This is a genomic window from Streptomyces spiralis, from assembly GCF_014654675.1.
In the GTDB taxonomy this organism is placed as follows: domain Bacteria; phylum Actinomycetota; class Actinomycetes; order Streptomycetales; family Streptomycetaceae; genus Streptomyces; species Streptomyces spiralis.
In genome coordinates, this window is record NZ_BNBC01000016.1 from 149,042 (window position 1) to 171,541 (window position 22,500).

The window sequence follows — 22,500 nt, forward strand, 5'->3', positions numbered from 1 at the left end:
GCGCCGGGCACGACACGAGCAGCACGTGTCCGGCGCGCCGCTGGCGGCTAGCGTGAGCGCATGCCCGAGATCCCGACCGCGCCGGTGCTCCTCGGCGGCGAACCCGGTTCCTTCCCGCACAGTGTGCTGGCCGAGCGGCACCCCGCCATCATCCGGCAGGTGCGGGAGGCCTTTCCCTACGGCCCCGAGCAGCACCGCGCCCTCGACGCGCTGCTGGAGAGCTGCACCGAGGGAGTGATCGAACCGCTCCCCGTGGACGCCCACGACCGGGACCGCTGGACGGCCTGGGGGCTGGCCGGGTACGCGGGCCGGTGCTGGTTCGACGTGCCGTGGCTGTGGTCCGAGAGCTACTTCTACCGCCTGCTCCTCGAGGCCGTCGGCTACTTCGGGCCCGGCCCGTGGCAGGGCATCGACCCGTTCCGGCCGGCCAAGCTCGCCGAACTCGACGCCCAGGACACCGACGAGGAACTGGCCGCGCTCGACGCCCTGGAGGGCGTACCGGACGCGGAGCGCTCGGCCGCCCTGCTGCACGGCTCGCTCTGGGGCAACCGCGCCGACCTCGGCTTCCGCCTGTCGGCGGCCTCCACCGACGCCCGGGCGACGGCCGCCGACGCCACCCAGGACACCCCCGGCCTCGTCGCCGACGACAGCGAGGCCCTGTGGTCCCTGCTGCCGCCCTCCGGCACCGGCACGCTCTGCCTGGTCGCCGACAACGCGGGCCGTGAACTCGTCCCCGACCTGCTCCTCGTCGCCGACCTTCTCGACCACGGCCGCGCGGCGCAGGTAGTGCTGCACGTCAAGCCGTACCCGTACTACGTCTCCGACGCCACCACCGCCGACGTCGTCGACGCCGTGCGCCGGCTGACGGCGGCGCCGGGCGCCGCTCACGGCTACGGGCGCCGCCTGTGGTCGGCGATGGCCGACGGGCGGCTGACGGTCCGCGCGCACCCGTTCTCCTGCGCCCCGCTGCCGTACGCCGAGATGCCGGGCGACCTGCGCGAGGAGTTCGCCACGGGCACGCTGACCGTCTTCAAGGGCGACCTGAACTACCGGCGCCTGGTCGGCGACCGGCTGTGGCCCCCGACCACATCGTTCGCGGACGTGACCGCGTACTTCCCCGGACCGGTCGCGGCCCTGCGCACCCTGAAGTCCGAGGTGGTCACCGGCCTGGACGCCCGCACCGAGGCCGCGCTCGACACCGCCGAGGACCGGCGCTGGCGCACCGGCGGCACGCACGCGCTGATCCAGGTCGCCGGGGCCTGACGGGGCCCGCCCCTTCGGGCCGCCTTGACGAACCCTCGCTGCTCACGGGCCGGTTCGGACGGCGATTCACGCGATGGTGTGATCGGATGCGCGCCGGAGGATGCCGTCGGAGTGTCACGGGTAGTGCCGGGCCATGACGCAGCAGCCCTTCGAACTCCCGCACTTCTACATGCCGTATTCCGCGCGGCTCAATCCGCACGTCGACGAGGCCCGCGCCCACTCGACGCAGTGGGCGCGCGACATGGGCATGCTGGAGGGCTCCGGGATCTGGGAGCAGTCCGACCTCGACGCGCACGACTACGGACTGCTCTGCGCCTACACCCACCCCGACTGCGACGGACCCGCCCTGTCCCTGATCACCGACTGGTACGTGTGGGTCTTCTTCTTCGACGACCACTTCCTGGAGACGTTCAAACGCAGCCAGGACCGTGCCGGCGGCAAGGCCTACCTGGACCGGCTGCCCCTGTTCATGCCGCTCGACCTCGAGACCCCCGTCCCCGAACCGGAGAACCCGGTGGAGGCCGGCCTCGCCGACCTGTGGGCGCGTACCGTGCCGTCGATGTCGGCGGACTGGCGGCAGCGGTTCGCGGTGGCCACCGAACATCTGCTGAACGAGTCCCTGTGGGAGCTGTCCAACATCAACGAAGGACGCGTCGCCAACCCCGTCGAGTACATCGAGATGCGCCGCAAGGTCGGCGGCGCCCCCTGGTCGGCCGGGCTCGTGGAGTACGCCACCGCCGAAGTGCCCGCGTGCGTCGCCGGATCCAGGCCGCTGCGGGTGCTCATGGAGACCTTCTCCGACGGTGTGCACCTGCGCAACGACCTGTTCTCCTACCAGCGCGAGGTGGAGGAGGAGGGCGAGCTGAGCAACGGCGTGCTGGTCCTGGAGACCTTCTTCGGCTGCACCACCCAGGAGGCCGCCGAGACCGTCAACGACGTTCTCACCTCCCGGCTGCACCAGTTCGAGCACACCGCGCTCACCGAGGTGCCCGCGCTCGCCGTGGAGCACGGTCTCACCCCCGGCCAGATCGCCGCGGTGGCGGCGTACACCAAGGGCCTTCAGGACTGGCAGTCCGGCGGCCACGAATGGCACATGCGCTCCAGCCGGTACATGAACAAGGGGGCGCGCCCGGACAGCCCCTGGCAGAGGCTGACCGGTCTCGGCACCTCCGGCGCGGACGTCCGCGGCCTGCTCGCGGACGCGGGCGCGGAGCGCCTGCGCGCCTACACCCATGTGCCGTTCCAGAAGGTCGGGCCCGCCCGCATCCCCGACCTGTACATGCCGTACGAGCTCCAGCTCAGCCCGCACCTGGACACCGCCCGCTCCCGCCTGACCGCGTGGTGCCACCGCATGGGCATCCTCCAGGAGGGCGTCTGGGACGAGGACAAGCTCGCCGCCTACGACCTCGCGCTGTGCTCCGCGGGACTCGACCCGGACGCCACGCCCGAGGCGCTCGACCTGAGCGCGCGCTGGCTCGCCTGGGGCACCTACGGGGACGACTACTACCCTCTGGTCTACGGCCACCGCCGCGACCTGGCCGCCGCGAAGCTGACCACCGCCCGGCTGTCGGGCTGCATGCCGGTCGAGGGCGAGGAGCCGGTCGTCCCCCTCAACGCCATGGAGCGCGGGCTGACCGACCTGTGGGCGCGCACCACCGCGGAGATGACACCGGACCAGCGGCGCACCCTCAAGCAGTCGATCGACGCGATGACGGAGAGCTGGGTGTGGGAGCTGTCCAACCAGCTGCAGAACCGGATCCCGGACCCCGTCGACTATCTGGAGATGCGGCGCGCCACCTTCGGCTCCGACCTCACCCTGAGCCTGTGCCGGATGGGGCACGGCCCGGCCGTCCCGCCCGAGGTCTACCGCAGCGGCCCGGTCCGCTCCCTGGAGAACGCCGCCATCGACTACGCCTGCCTGCTCAACGACGTCTTCTCGTACCAGAAGGAGATCGAGTACGAGGGCGAGATCCACAACTCCGTCCTGGTCGTGCAGCACTTCTTCGGCATCGGCTACCCGGCCGCGCTCGCCGTCGTCCAGGACCTGATGACCCAGCGCATGCGCCAGTTCGAACATGTCGTCGCGCACGAACTGCCCATCGTGTACGACGACTTCGAGCTGTCCGACGAGGCACGCGCCACCATGGGGGGCTACGTCACGGACCTGCAGAACTGGATGGCCGGCATCCTGAACTGGCACCGGAACGTCGACCGCTACAAGGACGAGTGGCTGGCCCGCCGCGCCCACGGCTTCCTCCCGGACCGCCCGCCGGCCCCCGCCCTGCCCGTCGGCTGACCCAGGACCTGGGGCAGCACCAGCCGGAGGCGATCGATGGAACAGACCGCGTTGCGTCCCAAGCCGATGCCCGGCCGGGAACCCCCGGGCGGCGCCTCGCGAGGCGCGGGCCGGCGCCCGCACACCGCCCGCCGCGGGGGCCGCCGGCTGCTGACCGTCGCGTTCGGTCTGCTCGTCGGCCTGGGCCTGCTGCTGTCCGGGATCGGCATCGGCACGGTGAGCGCCACGGTGATCGGCATGAGCAGAATGGCCGAGCTGCAACGCCAGGCGGCGGCCGGACCGGGGGCGGCGGCGCCCCGGTCCGCCCCGGCGGACCGGACGGCGCCCGCGAGCCCCGCGCCGACGCCGGTGCGCCCGTCCCTCGGCATCGAGGCGGTCGACGACACCGGGCCGGGAGCCCGCGTCGTCGGCGTCCACGTCCCCGGCCCCGGCTACTCGGCGGGCCTCGTCCGCGGAGACGTGCTCCTCGTGTTCGGCAGCACCCGCATCGACTCGGCCGCGGACCTGGCCCAGGCCGTCGCCCGAGCGCGTCCCGGCCGCGAGGTCGTGCTGACGGTACGGCACCGCAGCGGCGGCTACGAGCAGCTGACCGTGGTGCCCGGAGTCGTCACATGAGATGAACGGTGTGTCGTGGCGCCGGTACGGGGCGTGCGGGGCGGGTGGGTGCCGAGTCTTAACATGGGGGCGGAACCACTGGTCACACGGTCGGCCGACCGGACGGGGCGGGGCGACGGGCCCGCGCCGCCCGGCCGATGCGGCCGACCGGCTCGCGCGGCCCCGCGTGGGCGGGCAGGATGCTGCCCGTGGGTCCACCACCACCCGTTCAGCCGAATACGGAGGCCCGGATGACCGGCACCGCGCCCGCGCCCTTCACCGCCGACGACTACCGGGCCCGGATGGCACGTGCCGCACAGGCGGCCGCCGACGCCGGGCTGGCCGGACTGCTGGTGGCGCCGGGCCCAGACATGGTCTGGCTCACCGGCTACACGCCCACCGCCGTCACCGAACGGCTCACCCTGCTCGTCCTGGCCCCCGGCCGGGACCCCGTGCTCGTCGTCCCCACCCTGGAGGCCCCGGACGCCGCCGGGGCCGTGGGCGCGCCCGCCCTGACCCTGCGGGACTGGACCGACGGCAAGAACCCCTACGCCGTCACCGCCGACCTGCTCGACACCTCCGGCCGGTTCGGCATCAGCGACAACGCCTGGGCCATGCACCTGCTGGGCCTCCAGCGGACCCTGCCCGGCACCTCCTACGCCTCCCTCACCGAGGCCCTGCCGATGCTGCGCGCCGTGAAGGACCCGGCGGAACTGCGGCTCCTGGCCGCCGCGGGCGCGGCCGCCGACCAGGCGTTCGAGGAGATCCGCAAGGTCGCCTTCGCCGGGCGCCGCGAGTCCGAGGTCGGCGCCGACCTCGCCGAGCTGCTGCGGCGCTTCGGGCACTCCCAGGTCGACTTCACCATCGTCGGCTCCGGCCCCAACGGCGCCAACCCGCATCACGAGATGGGCGACCGCGTCATCGAACGCGGCGACATGGTCGTCCTCGACTTCGGCGGCCTCAAGGACGGCTACGGCTCCGACACCACCCGCACCGTGCACGTCGGCGAGCCCACCGACGAGGAGCGCCGGGTGCACGACATCGTGCGCGAGGCCCAGGAGGCCGGCTTCCGGGCGGTGCGCCCCGGGGTGGCCTGCCAGGAGGTCGACCGGGCCGCCCGCGCGGTGATCGCCGAGGCCGGCTACGGCGAGTACTTCATCCACCGCACCGGCCACGGCATCGGCGTCACCACGCACGAACCGCCCTACATGATCGAGGGCGAGGAACAGCCCCTCGTGCCCGGCATGTGCTTCTCCGTGGAGCCCGGCATCTACCTGCCCGGCCGCTTCGGCGTCCGCATCGAGGACATCGTCACGGTGACCGGGGACGGAGGCCGCCGCCTCAACGACACGACCCGCGAGATGGTCCTAGTGGACTGACCGACCGGCAGCCACCACCCGCAACCCGAATCGACACGGCCCGACGATGACCCAGGCACCGACACCCACGGCGGACACCCTCCGCAGGCTGGTCCGCACCCTGCTCAAGGAGAGCTCCAAGGACCGGGCCGGCACCGCCGCCGGACCCGACGTCCGGCCCGTCGCCGAGGGCGGCGAGCACTCCACGTGGTGGGTCGGCACCCGCCATGTGCTGCGCCTCGCCCCCGACCGCGAGGCCACCGCACGCCAGCGCCGCGAGGTGCGACTGCGCGACCTCGTCCGGCCGCACGTGCCGCTCGCCGTGCCGGCCAGCGTCGCCCACGGCGAGTGGGCGCCCGGACTGACGTACACGCTGGACACGCGGATCACCGGCGGCACCACGGGCGGGCACGACGTCTCCGCCGTCGGAGAGGACGACCTGGCCGGACTGCTCACGGGACTGCGCGAGGTGCCCGCCCGCCAGGCCGAGGCACTCGGCGTGCCCCGCACCGCGCCCCGCTCCCTGGAGGCGCTGCGCCGCATGGCCGTGCACGCCGCCGAACGCCTCGGGAAGGCCGACGAGTTCGACCCCGCGCGGATGAACCAGCTCACCCCGCCCGCCGCGGCCCAGCTCGCCGCCCAGCCCGGCACCGCCGTGCTCGTCCACCACGACCTCAGGACCGAGCACCTGGTGGTGAGCGCGGACGGCAGGGTGCGGGGCGTCCTCGACTGGACCGGCGCGGCGGTCGGGGATCCCGCCGAGGACATCGCCGGTCTGGCCCTCGCCGTGGGTTCCCCGGCCGCCGTGCGCGCCGCCACCCTCGCCGGCTACGGCGCCCGCCCCTGCCTGCGCGGCCTGTGGCTGGCCCGCTGCGACAGCGTGATGCGGCTCGCCGGCCGCATCGAGGGCCGCGACGACACCCCGCTGCCGCTGCTCAGGTCCCAGCTGCGCCACGCCTGGGAGGCCATCCTCCTGGAACGGGTCACGGAACTCCGCGAGGACTGCCAGGACACCGGCGACGACGACGTCACGGCACCGTAGCGCCACGCCCGCCGACACCCGCGAGGTCGCGGTCGGTGGCGCCACCTCGGCCGTGCGGCGGCCGCCGGTCAGTTCTGTGCCAGTACCACGCACGACTCCCCGGGCAGGTGCAGAACCCCGTCGCCGTCGGGTACGTCGACCGGGTCCCATGCGGCGAGGAGCTCGGCGGGGCGGGTGCCGAGGGGGATGGCCGCGGGCTCCTTGCCGAGGTTGACGGCCACGCGGATGTCGCCCCGCCGGAAGGCGAACCAACGGGCCTCCTCGTCGTAGGCCACCTTGGTGTCGGCGAGGTCGGGGTCGGTGAGGTCCGGCTGTTCCTGCCGCAGCGCGATGAGCCGCCGGTACCAGGCCAGCAGGCGCGCGTGCGGCTCGCGCTCCGGCTCGGACCAGTCCAGGCAGGAGCGGTCGCGGGTCGCCGGGTCCTGCGGATCGGGCACCTCGTCCTCCGCCCAGCCGTGCGCGGTGAACTCCCGCCGCCGGCCCCGCCGCACCGCCTCCGCCAGCTGCGGGTCGGTGTGGTCGGTGAAGAACTGCCACGGGGTGCTCGCACCCCACTCCTCGCCCATGAACAGCATCGGTGTGAACGGCGCGGTCAGCGTGAGCGTGGCCGCGCACGCCAGCAGCCCGGGGGAGTCCGCCAGCAGCATGGACAGGCGGTCCCCCTGGGCCCGGTTGCCGACCTGGTCGTGGGTCTGGCTGTAGCCGAGCAGCCGGTGGCCGGCCACCCGGGTGCGGTCCAGCGGACGGCCGTGACGGCGGCCCCGGAAGCTGGAGTACGTCCCGTCGTGGAAGAAGCCGCCGGTGAGTGTCTTGTCGACCGCCGCGAGCGGCGCCCGCCCGAAGTCGGCGTAGTAGCCCTGGGCCTCACCGGTCAGCGCGCAATGCAGGGCGTGGTGGTAGTCGTCGTTCCACTGGGCGTGCAGGCCGAGGCCGCCCTCCGCGCGCGGGGTGATCAGCCGCGGGTCGTTCAGGTCCGACTCCGCGATCAGGAACAGCGGGCGGCCGAGGTCGGCGGAGAGCGCGTCCACGGCCGTGGACAGCTCCTCCAGGAAGTGGCACGCGCGCGTGTCGGCCAGCGCGTGCACCGCGTCCAGACGCAGCCCGTCGATCCGGTACTCCCGCAGCCACGCCAGCGCGCTGCCGATCAGGAAGTCCCGCACCTCGTCCGAGCCGGGCGCGTCCAGATTGACGGCGGCGCCCCAGGGCGTGTGGTGGGCGTCGGTGAAGTACGGCCCGAACCGCGGCAGATAGTTGCCCGAGGGGCCCAGATGGTTGTGCACGACATCCAGGACCACGCCGAGACCCAGTCCGTGCGCCCGGTCGACGAAACGCTTCAGCCCCTCCGGGCCGCCGTACGGCTCGTGCACCGCCCACAGCGAGACGCCCTCGTACCCCCAGCCGTGCCGACCGGGGAACGGGCACACCGGCATCAACTCCACGTGCGTGACACCCAGTTCCACCAGGTGCTCCAGCCGCTCGGCGGCCGCGTCGAAGGTGCCCTCGCGCGTGTACGTGCCGACATGCAGCTCGTACAGGACCCCGCCGGGCAGCGGCCGCCCCGCCCAGGCCGCGGTACGCCACACATGGCGGGCGTGGTCGACGACCGCGCTCAGCCCGTCCGGGCCGTCCGGCTGCCGCCGCGAGCGCGGGTCGGGCAGCACGGGCCCGTCGTCCACCGCGAAGCCGTACCGCGAGCCGTCCCGCGCCTCGGCCTCACCGATCCACCAACCCGACCGCTCCGGATCGCGCTCCAACGCGCGCGTGGCTCCGTCGATCCGGAGCGTCACACGGCCGGCCTGCGGTGCCCACACCTCGAACTGCACGGACGGTTCCCCTTCGTCTGCTCACCGTGATGTAGTGCGTCGTCCGTCCATGGTCCTCCAAAAGAGATCAATCCGCTTTCGGATGCTTCCTTTTGCGGTGGGTGTCGTCGGATCCGCCCGGTCGGGTACCGTCTGCGCCCCACTTCGCCCATGGTCTGCGGGATGCCCGTCGCGACCGGTCAAGTCCGTTTTCGCACGGTGGTGTTGACGGATCGGAAACATCGTGACTGACTGTGGTTACACCATGCACATGTGGTGAACCGACGGCACCGCATTGTGGAGGTGTGCCCTGCCCCCACTCCACCGCTACCCGACCGTGGACGAGCTGGGCGCGCAGGCCGCCGCACTCGTCGCCCGCCACCCCCGAGGCGCCCGGCTGCGCCGCGTCGGCACCTCGCGCGCGGGCACGCCCCTGTGGCTGCTCTCGGTGGGCCACGGCAGCCGCCAGGCCCTCGTCGTCGCCGGCCCCCACGCAAACGAGCCGGTGGGCGGCGCCACCGTCCTGCGGCTGGCCGAGCGGGTCCTGGCCGCACCCGTCACCGGCGAGGCCGCCGACATCACCTGGAACCTGCTGCTCTGCCTCGACCCCGACGGCTCGCGCCGCAACGAGGGCTGGCTCACCGGTCCCTACACCCTCGGCGCCTACTTCCGGAACTTCTTCCGGCCCGGCTTCCTGGAGCAGCCCGAGTGGCTGCCCGACGGCGCCGAGGCCGCCGCGCTGCCCGAGACCCGCGCCCTGCTCGACCTCCAGGACGAGCTGCGGCCCTTCGTCCAGTGCTCGCTGCACGGCGTGGACGTCGGCGGCGGCTTCGTCGAGCTGACCCGGGAACTGCCCGGCCTCGCCCAGCGCCTGGCGCACACCGCGGCCCGGCTCGGCATCCCGCGCGAACTGGGCGCCTACGACTCCCTGTACTGGCCCCGCCTCGGTCCCGCCGTGTACCGCATCCCGCCCCCGCGCCGGCGTGACCTGGCCGCCGCCATCACCGAGGCGGCCGTGGAGTCCACCTGGTTCCACCCGGACCGGCACGGCACCGTGACCGCCGTCGTCGAGGCGCCCATGTGGGGCGTGGCCGCGGTGGGCGACGGCTCGGCGCCCACCGACCCGGACGCGGTGCTGCGCGCCGTGAGCCATGCCCTGCGCGACGACACACGGCACCTGGCGTGGCTCCTGGCCCGCGCCCGGCCCCACGTCGCCGGCGTGCCGGGCGCGGACCGCCTGCTCGCCCCGGTGGACGACTACTTACTGGTCTGCCCCGGCCTCGCCGACGCATGGGACCCCGACACCGACGACGGCACGGCACGCGCGCTGCCGCCGCTGACCAACGCCCACCTGGCCGCCCTGCGCATCGCCGGCCGGCGCCTCGTCCTGCGCACCGCCGGGCTGATCCACCGCCTCGTGCGTGGCGCCGGGGACGACCCGGCCGGTGTCCTGCCGGATCTGGACCGGCTGATCGACGAGTGGTGCGCGGACTACCGCGACGGCCTCGGGGCGCGCTGGATACCGGTCGCCCGGCAGTCCGAGTACCAGACCCGGATGGTGCTCGCCGCCTGCCGGCTCGCCGGGCGGCACGCGCGCGCGTGCTCCCGTTCGGGTGAGGCCACGTGGGGACCGGGGGCCGCCGTGCCGATACATGGGGAATGACCCACTTCAGCAAGACGACGGCCCGGCTGCGGCGCGGCACGATGGCGGCGGCGGCGCTCCTCCTCGCGGCCGCGCTCCCGGCCCAGGCCGCCCAGGGAGCCCGGACCTCCCATCGTCACGGCGACGAGAACGACTGGCTCTACGTCACGGTCACCCATGGCGACACCCGTTCCGGTGACACCCGGGGCACCCTCCTGCGGTGCGACCCGCCCCAGGGGCACTCCCACGCCACCCTGGCCTGCGACCAGCTCCGGTCCGCGCGGGGCGACATCCGCTTCATCCCCCACAAGGACGACGTCCTCTGCTCGATGATCTACGCCCCCGTCACCGTCCAGGCCCGCGGCCAGTGGCAGGGCCGCGCGATCGACTACACGGAGACCTTCGCCAACCAGTGCGTGATGGAGGCCCGCACGGGAGACGTCTTCGCCCTGGACGCCTGAGCCTTCCCGCGTGCTTGCCGCCGTCGCCGCCGCCGCGGGCCGATGGCTGTCAGACCATCAGTTCGCGGGCGTGGTGGGCCGTGGCGAGGACTGTGCGGGACTGGTGTTCGACCTGGTGGGGGAGGGGGACCCAGCGGGCGCGGAAGCGGGTGGCGAAGGACTCGCTCCAGGTCGTCACGAGGTGTTCCAGGCCGGGGGCGGCGGGGTCGTCGGTCCCGCGCAGGACCCGCAGCAGCATGGCCGCGGCCCGTAGCGGCACTCTGCGGCCGAACGCGTCGACGCTGCCGACGTAGGCCATCGTGGTGTCGGCGGGCGGGGTGTCGACCCAGTCAGCGGCCAGCCCCGGTGCCAGGCCGAGCCCCCACTTCGCCGCCCGCAGCAGCGGCCCGTCGGCGCCGTCCAGCCGGGGCAGCGCGTCGGCGAGCACCAGCTCGACCTGGCGGGTGTCCCGCAGCAGCCGCGTCGCCAGCCGCCGGATCGCCGCCGCCGGGGCCGGATGCGGGGCGGGGTCGTCGACGAGGTCGCTCGCCCACATCGGCACCTCCACGACCGCCGTCATGCCGCCGTACCGGTGCGCGTGGTACCAGGTGCTGTGCCGTGCGTCGTCCGGCAGGCTCGGATACGCCACACCGGAGCCGGGCTCCGGCATCACCCGCACCCCGGGCCCGGAGACGGGCCACCCCGCGGCGTCGCAGGCGCCCGTCTCCACCGGTATGTGCAGCTCGGCCGCCGACTTGCCGAACGGTTCGGCGAGCCCGGGCACGTTCCTGGTCAGCTGTACCCAGCTGCCGCCCAGATCCGTGCCGTGCAGTGTCACCTGCACGTACGGGCGCAGCGCGTCGATGACCCCGAGCAGGGTCCGCGTCTCGGGCGGCAGCCGGTCGGGCGGCAGCACCGACGGCGACCACTCCGGCTGCTCGGCCCCGGCGGGCCGGAAGAACCCGAGGTGGTACTCGAGGAGGCTGTGCGGGGCCGGCGTCACATGCAGGCTCGCCCCGTCCGGGTCGGCGCACAGCAGGAAGTGCCAGGAGGTGTCCGCCCGCAGCCGCCGCTCGTCCAGCACGCGCCGGGCGAGCGCGAGGAGGGTGGAGCCGCCGGTGGGCTCGTTGGCGTGGGCGCCCGCGACCACCAGGACGGCCCGGCGGGCGCGACCGACCGACAGCAGGTGCAGCGGCCTGCCCGCGCGGGATACGCCGACCTGGTCCAGCACGCACAGGCCCGGCCGGCGCGCGGCCAGCGACCGGGCGGAGGCGACCATTTCGGGAACACTGGGATAGCGCAGCTCCGGCAGTGGACTCACCCCCGACTTGTCCGCCCGGACTCGCATTCCGCAGTACCCCACGGACTCCGGCAACTGTCAAGAACGCCGGACCCCGCGATCACTCCCGCCCCGACGGCCCCGCCGCCCGCTCCAGCAGCGCCACCGGCAGCCGCTCGAAGAGCTCCGCCACGGGCACCTGTCCCTCGAACTCCCGCCCGGGCGTGAGCGCATCGGCCCACCGCCCCGCCGGCAGCGGCAGCAGCGTGTCGCGCCAGCCGCCCGACTCCGCCAGCCGCAGCGACAGCCGGGTCACGGCCGTGACCACCTCACCGGAGCGCACGAACGCCGCACAGTGCTCCGCCGCCGGGCCCTGCGCGCCCAGCGGCGCGTACGTCGCCGCGGCGCCGAAGAGCTCCGGCCGGCGGGCCCGCAGCCGCAGCGCCGCCGCCGTCACCTCCCCCTTCTCGCCGGAGCCGGCGGGCGGGAGGTCCACGAGCCGCCGGTTGTCCGGGTCCACCAGGGTCCGGCACTCGGCCTCCGTGCCCTGGTACAGATCGGGCACGCCCGGCATCGTCAGGTGCACCAGGGCCGTCCCCAGCACGTTCGCCCGGATGTACGGCTCCAGCGCGGCACGCAGCGCGGCCACCCGCTCGCCCGCCGCCCCGCACGGGCCCTCGGCGACGAACCGGTCCACCGCCTCCTCGTACGGCGGCTCCTGCTCCGTCCAGCTCGTGTACAGGCCGGCCTCGCGCACATGCTTCAGCAACGCCTGCCGCACCCGCCGCCCGTCCGCCGGGCCCAGCCCGAACACGGTCTGCCAGGCCGCCCACGCCAGTTGGCCGTCGGGCGCGCCCTCCTCGTCGGCCGTCACCTCGTCCAGCACCTCGGCCCAGCGCCCCGGGCACTCGGTCAGCACGGCCAGCGCCGCCCGGACGTCCGCGCTGCGCTTGGTGTCGTGCGTGGAGACCACCGTCCCGGTGGCCGGCCAGTCGCGCTGGACGCGCGCGCAGTACGCGTGGAAGTCCTCCGGGGACACGGCCGGATGCCCCGGGTCGCCGCCCACCTCGTTGGCCGACAGCAGCGGAACGTAGCGGTAGTAGGCGGTGTCCTCCACGGACTTGGCGCGCAGCGCGGAGGCGGCCTGCGCGAACCGGGTGCGGAACTCCACGTGGTCCGGTCCGTCACCGGCCCGCCCCAGCACCAGGTCGCGCACGACGTCCACGGCCTCGCCCTCCTCCGGCACCACGAAGGCGAGCCGGGCCTCGGCGGCGGCCTCCTCCGTGACCACCGTGGCCGGGTCCACGGAGGCGTACGGCCGGTACACCTCCAGACGGACCAGCAGCTCCTGCAGCGCGGTGCGCAGCGCCCAGGGGGCGCGGTCACGCAGCGCCACCTCCGGTGAGGCGGTGCACACCCGGCTCGCCACCCGGGTCAGCCGTTCGGTCTCGGCGGCCAGCTCGTGCGTGATCACGTTGTACGCCGAACGCCGCACGGTGGCCGCCCAGTCCCCGCCGCGGTCGGTCTGCGGGGCGGCGAACCGCCGGTACTGCCCGAGCAGTTCGCCCGCCCCGGCCGGGTCGGTGAACAGGCCGTCGACGTGACGCAGGGCGTCGTAGCCGGTGGTGCCCGCGACCGGCCAGGACGGCGGCAGGTGCTCGCCGTCGGAGAGGATCTTCTCCACGACCGTCCAGCGGCCGCCGGTCGCCGTGTGCAGCCGGTCGAGATAGCCGTCCGGGTCGGCGAGACCGTCGGGGTGGTCGACGCGCAGGCCGTCGATCACGCCCTCGCGCAGCAGCTGGAGGATCTTGGCGTGGGTCGCCTCGAACACCTCCGGGTCCTCCACCCGCACCCCGATCAGTTCCGAGATGCTGAAGAACCGCCGGTAGTTGAGGTCCGTACGGGCCAGCCGCCACCACACCGGGCGGTACCACTGCGCGTCCAGCAGCCGCGGCAGCGGCAGCTTCCCGGTGCCCTCGCGCAGCGGGAACGCGTGGTCGTAGTAGCGCAGGACGTCGCCGTCCACCTTCAGCCGGTCCAGCTCCCTGCCGACGGGGTGACCGAGCACCGGCAGCAGCACCTTGCCGTCCTGGGCCTCCCAGTCGATGTCGAACCAGCGCGCGTACGGCGACTCCGGCCCCTCCCGCAGGACCTCCCACAGGGCGTGGTTGTGGCGCGGCGCCATGGCCATGTGGTTCGGCACGATGTCCACGACCAGCCCCAGCCCGTGCTCACCGGCGGTGCGCGCCAGCGCGCGCAGGCCCTCCTCGCCGCCGAGTTCGCCGCGCACGCGCGCGTGGTCCACGACGTCGTAGCCGTGCAGGGAGCCCGGAACCGCCTCCAGGATCGGGGACAGGTGCAGGTGGGAGACGCCGAGCGAGGCCAGGTACGGTACGGCCGCCGATGCGGCGGCGAACGGGAAGTCGGGCTGGAGCTGGAGCCGGTAGGTGGCCGTGGGCACAGCGGGTTCGTGGCGCTCGGGTGTCATGGAAACCTACGTACCCGCCCGGCCGGCTTTCGTGTCATCGGCCCGTCCAGGTGCGCACGCGCGCGTGGCCGGCGTCGGACGATGACCGCACCAGGGCGGCGTCGAGGGACGGTCGCACCGGGGCGGCGCGGGACGCTGAGGACCTACCGCGACGTCATCGGCCTGACCAAGCCGTGGCTTCCGGTCCTGTCCTTCCTGGGACGGCTGCCCACGGCCACCGTCCAGTTCGGCAGCGTGCTGCTCGTCGCCCGGACGAGTGGATCCCTGGCCGCCGCGGGGCTGACCGGTGGCGCGCTCGCCCTCGGGCAGGCGGCCTGCGGGCCGCTCGTGGGGCGGCTCGCCGACCGGCACGGCCAGCGAACCGTCGTCCACGTCCTCTCGCTCGCCGACGCGGCCGCGATCGCCGCACTGGTCGCCGGGGCGCTCGCCGGTGCGGGCGGGCCGCTGCTCGCCGCCATGGGGGCGGGTGCGGGCGCGACGGTGCCGCTGGTAGGACCGCCGGCCCGCGCCCGCCTCGTCGCCCTCGCCCGCCGGTCCGGGTCACCCGACGCCACCATGGGCACGGGACTGTCCTTCGAAAGCACGCTCGACGAGATCTCCTTCGTCCTCGGGCCCGCCCTGGTGGGTCTCGCCTCGGTGCTCGCCCATCCGGCGTGCGCCCTGGGTGCGGCGGCCCTGCTGGTGGGCGTGTGCGGCACGGGCTTCGCCCTGCACCCGACGGCCGCGGCGACCCGCCGCGCGGCCGGGCCACGGCCGGGACGGGCGGCGACCGGCCCGCACCCGGCCGGCGGCCCCCTGCCCGCGCGCACCGACCGCGCATGCCCCGGTGCGTGCACGCGCTGCGCGCCGCGTCGGCCCATCAGGGGGCGATGTTCGGGGCCTGCCAGGCCGACATCACGGCGTTCACCCGGCGGCTGGGGGAGGAGGACCAGGCGGGGCTCGTGTACGCCGCGGTGGGGGTGATGAGCGCCGTCGCCGGGCTCTCGACGGCGGCCCTCCCGGCCCGATTCGGACTGCGGGCACGCCGGCGGGCGGCCACCGCGGCGGCGTTCCTACTGTCCCTGCCGCTGCTGCGGACGCACACCCTGACCGGCCTGTACCTGGTCGTCACCGTCCTCGGAGCGGCGTACGCCCCGCACCTGGTCACCGTCTTCGGGCTGACCTAGCGGGCGGTGCCGCCGGCCCGGCTCGCCGAGGCGATGGCGTACGCGACGAGCTCGATCGTGGCCGGTCAGGCGCTCGCGATCGCCGTCTGCGGCCGCCTCGCCGAGGCCCGCGGCCCCGGCGCTGCCTTCGCGGCGGCCAGTGCCGCGGCCGCGCTCGCCGCCGCGATCGCGCTGGCGGCGCGGCCGACGGCGTACGCGGCCCATGGCATCCGGGCCGCTACGCGGGCCGCTGGAGCACCGTCAGACTGCGGTCGGTGAGCGTGAGCCGGTCCCCGGCGCGGACCTTGCGGCCGGTGCCCGGGGGCACCGGGTCGGTGCGGGCCGTGTCGACGACCACCTGCCACTGTCGTCCGTGGTCGACCGGGACGACGAAGTCCAGCGGCTTCGGCGCGGCGTTGAACATCAGCAGGAAGGAGTCGTCGGTGATGCGCTCCCCGCGCTGGCCGGGCTCCGAGATGGCGTGGCCGTTGAGGAACACGGTCAGCGCGGAGGCCCGCGCCGAGTCCCAGTCCTGCTGGGTCATCTCCGCGCCCTCCGGGGTGAACCAGGCGATGTCGGACAGCTCGTCGTGGGTGCCCTCCACGGGCCGCCCGTGGAAGAAGCGGCGGCGGCGGAAGACCGGGTGCCGCCTGCGCAGCCGGGCCATCGCCCGCAGGAATTCCAGCAGTTCGCCGGCCTGCTCACCGGGCTCCGGCCAGCGCACCCAGGACAGCTCGTTGTCCTGGCAGTAGGCGTTGTTGTTGCCCCGCTGGGTGCGGGCGAACTCGTCGCCGTGGCTGATCATGGGCACGCCCTGGGACAGCATCAGCGTCGCGACGAAGTTGCGCATCTGCCGCGCCCGCAGCCCGAGCACCTCGGGGTCGTCGGTGTCGCCCTCCACACCGCAGTTCCAGGACCGGTTGTGGCTCTCGCCGTCCCGGTTGTCCTCGCCGTTGGCCTGGTTGTGTTTGTCGTTGTATGACACCAGGTCGTGCAGGGTGAAGCCGTCGTGGCAGGTCACGAAGTTGATGGAGGCCAGCGGGCGGCGGCCGTCGTCCTGGTAGAGGTCGGAGGAGCCGGTCAGCCGGGAGGCGAACTCCGCCAGCGCCCGCGGCTCGCCCCGCCACAGATCGCGGACGGTGTCGCGGTACTTGCCGTTCCACTCCGTCCACAGCGGCGGGAAGTTCCCCACCTGGTAGCCGCCCTCGCCCACGTCCCACGGCTCGGCGATCAGTTTGACCTGCGAGACGACCGGGTCCTGCTGCACCAGGTCGAAGAACGACGACAGCCGGTCCACCTCGTGGAACTGCCGCGCCAGGGTCGCCGCGAGGTCGAAGCGGAAGCCGTCGACGTGCATCTCCGTGACCCAGTAGCGCAGCGAGTCCATGATCAGCTGGAGCACGTGCGGGGACCGCATGAGCAGCGAGTTCCCGGTGCCCGTGGTGTCCATGTAGTAGCGCTTGTCGTCGGTGAGCCGGTAGTAGCGCGGATTGTCGATGCCCTTGAAGGACAGCGTCGGTCCCAGGTGGTTGCCCTCGGCGGTGTGGTTGTAGACCACGTCGAGGATGACCTCGATCCCCGCCTCGTGCAGCGCCCGCACCGCCGACTTGAACTCCAGCACCTGCTGGCCGCGGTCGCCCCAGGAGGCGTAGGCGTTGTGCGGGGCGAAGAAGCCGATCGTGTTGTAGCCCCAGTAGTTGCTCAGGCCCATGTCCACCAGACGGTGGTCGTTGACGAACTGGTGTACGGGCATCAGCTCCAGCGCCGTCACCCCGAGCTCGGTCAGGTGCTCGATGAACGCCGGGTGGGCGAGCGCCGCGTAGGTGCCGCGCAGCTCCTCCGGCAGCCCCGGGTGCCGCATCGTCAGGCCCTTGACGTGCGCCTCGTAGATCACCGTCTCGTGGTAGCCGCGCCGCGGCAGCCGGTCGTCGCCCCAGTCGAAGTACGGGTTGACCACGACCGACGTCATGGTGTGCGGCGCCGAGTCCAGGTCGTTGCGCCGACCGGGGTCGTCGAAGTGATAGCCGTAGACCTCCTCGCCCCACCGGACCGAGCCGCTGATCGCACGCGCGTACGGGTCGAGCAGCAGCTTCGCGGAGTTGCACAGAAGCCCGCGCTCCGGGGCGTAGGGGCCGTGCACCCGGAACCCGTACCGCTGCCCCGGCATCACGCCCGGCACGTACGCGTGCCGAACGAACGCGTCGCTCTCGCGCAGTTCCACCGCCGTCTCCGAGCCGTCGTCGTGCAGCAGACACAGCTCTACTCGGTCCGCGGCCTCGGTGAACACCGCGAAGTTCGTTCCGGCGCCGTCGTACGTGGCGCCGAGTGGATACGCCTCTCCAGGCCAGACCTGCATGGACACGACTCTTTCAGGTGTGCGGCGCCGCCGGTGGCGCCTCGGCCTCCGAGTTTCCCCGAAAGTGAGAAAACCACGGGTTTCCCCGGGTCGGGTGCGTCGCCGGGGCTCGCCGGGGACGCCGGGAGGCACCGGGGCCGCCGGGACGCCTGGGGCTGCCGGTGCTATGAATCCGCTCACTCCGGCCGCCCCCGTGACCCTTGGAACACAGAGGCGAGTGGGGGAAGTTGGGAAAGGAGCCGCCCATCCGGCTGCACCGCGCACCGCTCCCGGAGTACCCTTCCTTGATCGTTGGGACGGGGAGTGCTCGGGGGAGCGGAAGGCGGTGCACGGGTGGGCTCGGGAGGCCTGGAGCTGCCCCCTGGTGACGAGGGTCACGAGGGGCGCTCCACAGACGTCCCGCCCGGCGCGGTGTCCCTGGCCCGGCCCATGGACGCCGGCGCCATCGGGCCGGAGCTGGACTGGGACGCCGACGCCTGGCGCGAGGTGCGCACCCGCGCCCAGCGCGCCGGCCGGGCCTACATCTGGCTGAACCTCGTCGAACAGCGGCTGCGCGCCGTCGTCTCCGCCGTGCTGCGGCCCGTCTACGAGCCCGTCCACGGCGACGACTGGGTGGTCGCCGCCGCCGGACCGGCCGGACAGGAGTGGGTGCAGCGCGCGGTCGCCGTCCGCGAGGTCAGCCGCCGCAAGGGCTATCTGCTCGACCCGGCCGACGACAACGTGATCAGCTTTCTCACCCTGCCCCAGCTGCGCGAGCTGATGGTGCAGCACTGGCCCTGCTTCGAGCCCTATCTCGACGAGCGCCGGGACGTCGAACTCGCCCTGGACGAGCTGGAGGTGACCCGGAACGTCGTCTCCCGCAACCGGGCGCTGTCCGAGGCGGTGCTGGGCCAGGCCGAACGCGCCTCCGCCCGGCTGCTGGAGATCCTCGGCACCGGCGGCGACGTGCCCTCCGCCCGGCGGCTGCCGGTGGACGCGGTGGAGGACCTGGTCGGCGACCGGTACGCGGACGTGGTCGCCGTGCACCCGGACCGGGTGCGGCTGCTGCGCCAGTTCCCGGCCGAGGACATCTTCGGCGGCGCCCGCCGCCTGGACGCCATCGGCATCGGCCTCACCCTGCTCGTGCAGAACTTCTCCGGCCGCCGTCTGGTCCGCCTGGCCGAGTCCGGCTGCCGGGTACGGCTGCTGTTCCTCAACCCGGCCTCCAGCGCGGTCAAGCGCCGCGAGCGCGAACTCGGGCTCAAGCGGGGCGAGCTGAGCCGCTCGGTGGAGATGAACATCCTGCACATGCGCCGGGTGCGCTCCCGGCTGCGCGACCCGGGCGCCTTCGAGATCCAGGTCTACGACGAGACACCGCGGGTCACGGCCTACTTGGTGGACGGCGACGGCTCCGACGGCGTCGGGGTCGTCCAGTCCTATCTGCGGCGCAGCCGGGGCATGGAGGCGCCGGTGTTCGTGCTGCGCAACGGCACCAAGGTGGTCAGGTCGGACCAGGTCGACGAGGGCGGGCTGTTCGCCGCCTATCGGGAGGAGTTCGAGACGATGTGGGTGGATTCACGACCGGTGTCTTGAATTGCCCTCAGGGGGTGTGCGGCGGAAAGCGGAACGCGGTCCTCTGATTGTCAGTGGCGCATGCGAAGGTGAAGACCACTGGGGGAGAGCACCACGAGAAGGGGGGCCGCCATGGGCTGGCACCGGGAGCTGCTGATCGGCTTCGACCTGGAGACGACCGGGACGGATCCGCGGGAGGCGCGCATCGTCACGGCGGCCGTGATCGAGGTCAGGGAGGGAGAGCCGGTCGGGCACCGGGAATGGCTGGCCGACCCGGGCGTCGAGATCCCTCCGGACGCGGTCGCGGTGCACGGGATCAGCAACGAGCGGGCCGCCGCCGAGGGCAGCCCGGCCGACCGGGTGGCCGACGCCGTCGCGGACGTCCTGGCCGGCTACTGGAAGGCGGGCGTACCGGTCGTGGCGTACAACGCGGCCTTCGACCTGACGCTGCTCTCCGCTGAGCTGCGGCGCCACGGCCTGCCCTCGCTCAGCGACCGCCTGGGCGGCGCGGCACCGGGCCCGGTCATCGACCCGTACACCATCGACCGCCAGGTCGACCGCTACCGCCGGGGCAAGCGCACCCTGGAGGCGGTCTGCTCCGAGTACGGCATCGTGCTCGACGCCGCCCACGACGCCTCGGCCGACGCGCTCGCCGCGGCCCGGCTGGCCGGGGCGATAGCCGGGCGGCACGCCAAGGTCGCGGCCCTCGGCCCGGCGGAACTGCACCGCCGTCAGATCGAGTGGTACGCCGCCTGGGCGGCCGACTTCCAGGCCTTCCTGCGCCGCAAGGGCGACACGGCGGCGGTGGTCGACGGGACCTGGCCCCTGCGGCAGCCGGCGGGCGAACCGGTCTGACCCGGGGGGCGAGACACCCGCCTAGGGCGGGCGACGATCAGAAGGGGTACCAGCGGACGGTCTCGTCGCCGTCCCTGAGGGATGCCACCCGGCGTTCGAACTCGGCCAGGGCCTTGGGGTTGCCCGGGGCGTGCTGCGCGACCCACGCGCAGCTCGCCGTCTCCCGGGCGCCGCGCAGCACCGAGCAGCCCTCCCACTCGCGCACGTCCCAGCCGTAGGCCGCGGTGAAGGAGTCGTACGCCTCGGCGGGCAGGCCGTAGCGGTCCCGGGACAGGGCCATGACCACCAGGTCGTGCTCGCGCAGATCGGCGGAGAAGGTCTCCAGGTCGACCAGGACCGGTCCGTCGGGGCCGATGTGCACATTGCGCGGCAGCGCGTCGCCGTGGATCGCGCCCGGCGGCAGATGCGGGGTGAGCGCGGCGGCGGCCGAGGCGAAACCGTCCCGGCGCCGGCGCAGATACGCCGCGTCCGCCGGGTCGATCGCGTCGCCCGCGAGCCGCAGCCAGCGCTCCACCCCGCCCAGCAGCTCCCGGGGCGGCAGCCCGAAGTCCGGGGAGGGCAGAGCGTGGACGGTGCGCAGGAGTTCCGCCAGGTCCCGGGGCTCGGCGGGCCGCACGGGGTCGGGGAGCCGGTGCCACACGGTCACCGGGTGCCCGTCCACCAGCAGTGCCTCCGGCTCGGCGGCGCGCACCGCGGGGACGCCGGCCTCGGCGAGCCACACCGCGATCCGCAGCTCGCGCCGCGCCCGGTCCAGCAGCTCGGCGTCGCGACCCACCTTGACGACGAGATCGCCGGCGGCGAACACCGCGTTCTCACCGAGCGCGAGCAGTCGCGCCTCGCCGACCGACCCCGGCAGGACCCCAGCCCCGGCCAGTACGTCCCGCGCCCGCGCCTCGTCCATGTCGTCCGCCTCCGTTGTCGGTATCCGTGATTCGTGGTGTGGCCCGCGCGCGGGCTCCACGCCTGGGGTGCGTGCGCGTGGGCCACGTCCGGGGTCCGGGCCGGTGGGCCGCGCCCGTGCCGGTGCTCCGTTCCCGGCGTTCCGCGTCGGTGTGCCGTTCGCCGGTGGAGGGCCAGTGTCGCATCCGTCCAGGTGGGGGCCGTGGGCGGATATTCTTTTGCACGAGACGTATCGTCTCGTTTAAGGTCGCCGACATGACCGGTCGCGCGCACATCGCCATGTTCTCCATCGCCGCCCACGGGCATGTGAACCCCAGCCTCGAGGTGATCCGCGAGCTCGTCGCGCGCGGACACCGGGTCACGTACGCCATCCCGCCCGTGTTCGCGGACAAGGTCGCCGAGACCGGGGCGGAGGTGAAGCTCTGGAACTCCACGCTGCCCACGCCCGACGACGACCCGTCGGCCTGGGGCACCACGCTGCTGGACCACGTCGAGCCGTTCCTGAACGACGCCATCCAGGCCCTGCCCCAGCTCATCGAGGCCTACGCCGGGGACGAGCCGGACCTCGTCCTGCACGACATCACCTCCTACCCGGCCCGCGTGCTCGCCCACCGCTGGGGCGTGCCCGCCGTCTCCCTCTCGCCGAACCTGGTCGCCTGGGAGGGTTACGAGGAGGAGGTCGCCGAACCGATGTGGGCGGAGCCCCGCCGGACCGAGCGGGGCCGGGCCTACTACGCCCGCTTCGAGGCGTGGCTCGCTCAGAACGGGATCACCCAGCATCCGGATCCCTTCGCGGGCCGCCCCGCCCGCTCGCTCGTCCTGATCCCGAGGGCGCTGCAGCCCCACGCCGACCGGGTCGACGAGACCGTGTACACCTTCGTGGGTGCCTGCCAGGGCGATCGCGCGACACAGGGCGACTGGCAGCGGCCCGCCGACGCCGAGAAGGTGGCGCTCGTCTCGCTCGGCTCGACCTTCACCAAGCAACCGGCCTTCTACCGGGAGTGCGTCAGGGCCTTCGGCGAGCTGCCCGGCTGGCACCTGGTGCTCCAGGTCGGCAAGCAGGTCGACCCGGCGGAGCTCGGTGCCGTACCGGCGAACGTGGAAGTGCGGTCCTGGGTGCCGCAGTTGGCGATCCTGCGCAAGGCCGACCTGTTCGTCACGCACGCCGGGGCCGGCGGCAGCCAGGAGGGGCTGGCGACGTCCACCCCGATGATCGCCGTGCCGCAGGCCGTCGACCAGTTCGGCAACGCGGACATCCTTCAGGGCCTCGGTGTCGCCCGCCACCTGCCCATGGCGGAGGCGACCGCCGAGACCCTGCGTGCCAGTGCGCTCGGCCTCGTCGACGACCCGGAGGTGGCCCGTCGGCTGAAGGACATCCAGGCCCAGATGGCCGAGGAGGGCGGAACCCGCCGGGCCGCCGACCTGATCGAGGCCGAACTCCGGGCCGCGCGGGCATGAATGGGGCATGAGCGGAGCAGTAGCGGAGCAT

Annotated in this window: 18 protein-coding genes; 13 read left to right on the forward strand and 5 right to left on the reverse strand. The window is 73.8% G+C overall.

Features of this window, described 5'->3' with window-relative positions:
- Positions 1-60 precede the first annotated feature (60 nt).
- The 5 genes from IE318_RS18590 to IE318_RS18610 all read left to right on the forward strand — a co-directional run bounded on the left by IE318_RS18590 (position 61) and on the right by IE318_RS18610 (position 6,553).
- Positions 61-1,263: a damage-control phosphatase ARMT1 family protein gene (locus IE318_RS18590; protein ID WP_189901729.1), complete on the forward strand. Its 1,203-nt coding sequence runs from the start codon at positions 61-63 to the stop codon at positions 1,261-1,263.
- A 133-nt stretch (positions 1,264-1,396) separates the two neighbouring features.
- A complete protein-coding gene (gene cyc2, locus IE318_RS18595) occupies positions 1,397-3,559 on the forward strand; it encodes a germacradienol/geosmin synthase Cyc2 (protein ID WP_189901731.1) in 2,163 nt (720 codons plus the stop codon).
- Between the two features lie 36 nt (positions 3,560-3,595).
- A complete protein-coding gene (locus tag IE318_RS18600) occupies positions 3,596-4,174 on the forward strand; it encodes a PDZ domain-containing protein (RefSeq protein WP_189901733.1) in 579 nt (192 codons plus the stop codon).
- 230 nt (positions 4,175-4,404) lie between these two features.
- On the forward strand, positions 4,405-5,532 hold the full coding sequence (locus IE318_RS18605; RefSeq protein WP_189901735.1) for an aminopeptidase P family protein: 1,128 nt from the start codon (positions 4,405-4,407) through the stop codon (positions 5,530-5,532).
- Between the two features lie 46 nt (positions 5,533-5,578).
- Positions 5,579-6,553, forward strand: coding sequence for a phosphotransferase family protein (locus tag IE318_RS18610; protein WP_189901737.1), 975 nt, complete (start codon positions 5,579-5,581; stop codon positions 6,551-6,553).
- A 68-nt stretch (positions 6,554-6,621) separates the two neighbouring features.
- On the opposite strand, the gene treZ is transcribed toward IE318_RS18610, so the two are convergent.
- Positions 6,622-8,376 (reverse strand): malto-oligosyltrehalose trehalohydrolase, encoded by a 1,755-nt coding sequence (gene treZ / locus IE318_RS18615; protein ID WP_189901739.1) that lies wholly within the window; start codon positions 8,374-8,376, stop codon positions 6,622-6,624.
- Between the two features lie 316 nt (positions 8,377-8,692).
- Here treZ and IE318_RS18620 point away from each other — a divergent pair, with 316 nt between their 5' ends.
- On the forward strand, positions 8,693-10,018 hold the full coding sequence (locus tag IE318_RS18620) for a M14 family zinc carboxypeptidase (RefSeq protein WP_229903584.1): 1,326 nt from the start codon (positions 8,693-8,695) through the stop codon (positions 10,016-10,018).
- The gene (locus tag IE318_RS18625; protein ID WP_189901743.1) at positions 10,015-10,458 is read left to right on the forward strand and encodes an SSI family serine proteinase inhibitor; all 444 of its coding nucleotides are present in this window, start codon (positions 10,015-10,017) and stop codon (positions 10,456-10,458) included. Before IE318_RS18620 ends, IE318_RS18625 begins: the two co-directional genes overlap by 4 nt.
- A gap of 49 nt (positions 10,459-10,507) precedes the next feature.
- Here the strand turns inward: IE318_RS18625 and IE318_RS18630 are convergent, their stop codons facing one another.
- Together IE318_RS18630 and treY are read right to left on the reverse strand one after the other, a co-directional pair.
- Positions 10,508-11,758, reverse strand: coding sequence for a M14 family zinc carboxypeptidase (locus IE318_RS18630; RefSeq protein WP_189901745.1), 1,251 nt, complete (start codon positions 11,756-11,758; stop codon positions 10,508-10,510).
- Between the two features lie 79 nt (positions 11,759-11,837).
- The gene (treY, locus tag IE318_RS18635) at positions 11,838-14,204 is read right to left on the reverse strand and encodes a malto-oligosyltrehalose synthase (protein WP_189901747.1); all 2,367 of its coding nucleotides are present in this window, start codon (positions 14,202-14,204) and stop codon (positions 11,838-11,840) included.
- A gap of 81 nt (positions 14,205-14,285) precedes the next feature.
- Here treY and IE318_RS18640 point away from each other — a divergent pair, with 81 nt between their 5' ends.
- From IE318_RS18640 to IE318_RS18650, 3 genes are read left to right on the forward strand one after another with little or no spacing between them, the layout of a single operon-like run.
- Entirely contained in the window at positions 14,286-15,167 is an 882-nt protein-coding gene (locus tag IE318_RS18640; RefSeq protein WP_189901749.1) for a hypothetical protein, read from the forward strand.
- Positions 15,167-15,370, forward strand: a complete 204-nt coding sequence (locus IE318_RS18645; RefSeq protein WP_189901752.1) for a hypothetical protein — start codon at positions 15,167-15,169, stop codon at positions 15,368-15,370. Before IE318_RS18640 ends, IE318_RS18645 begins: the two co-directional genes overlap by 1 nt.
- 6 nt (positions 15,371-15,376) lie before the next feature.
- On the forward strand, positions 15,377-15,628 hold the full coding sequence (locus IE318_RS18650) for a hypothetical protein (RefSeq protein WP_189901754.1): 252 nt from the start codon (positions 15,377-15,379) through the stop codon (positions 15,626-15,628).
- On the opposite strand, the gene glgX is transcribed toward IE318_RS18650, so the two are convergent.
- Complete coding sequence (gene glgX, locus IE318_RS18655; RefSeq protein ID WP_189901756.1) at positions 15,588-17,705, reverse strand: glycogen debranching protein GlgX; 2,118 nt, start codon at positions 17,703-17,705, stop codon at positions 15,588-15,590. The genes IE318_RS18650 and glgX overlap by 41 nt on opposite strands.
- 333 nt (positions 17,706-18,038) lie before the next feature.
- Here glgX and IE318_RS18660 point away from each other — a divergent pair, with 333 nt between their 5' ends.
- The gene (locus IE318_RS18660) at positions 18,039-19,277 is read left to right on the forward strand and encodes a DUF5919 domain-containing protein (RefSeq protein WP_229903585.1); all 1,239 of its coding nucleotides are present in this window, start codon (positions 18,039-18,041) and stop codon (positions 19,275-19,277) included.
- 111 nt (positions 19,278-19,388) lie between these two features.
- Positions 19,389-20,111, forward strand: coding sequence for a 3'-5' exonuclease (locus tag IE318_RS18665; RefSeq protein WP_189901758.1), 723 nt, complete (start codon positions 19,389-19,391; stop codon positions 20,109-20,111).
- A 37-nt stretch (positions 20,112-20,148) separates the two neighbouring features.
- Here IE318_RS18665 and IE318_RS18670 read toward each other — a convergent pair whose 3' ends face one another.
- Positions 20,149-21,012, reverse strand: coding sequence for a phosphotransferase enzyme family protein (locus IE318_RS18670; RefSeq protein ID WP_189901760.1), 864 nt, complete (start codon positions 21,010-21,012; stop codon positions 20,149-20,151).
- Between the two features lie 254 nt (positions 21,013-21,266).
- On the opposite strand from IE318_RS18670, the gene mgt reads away from it, so the two are divergent.
- Complete coding sequence (gene mgt, locus IE318_RS18675) at positions 21,267-22,469, forward strand: macrolide-inactivating glycosyltransferase (protein WP_189901762.1); 1,203 nt, start codon at positions 21,267-21,269, stop codon at positions 22,467-22,469.
- Positions 22,470-22,500 lie beyond the last annotated feature (31 nt).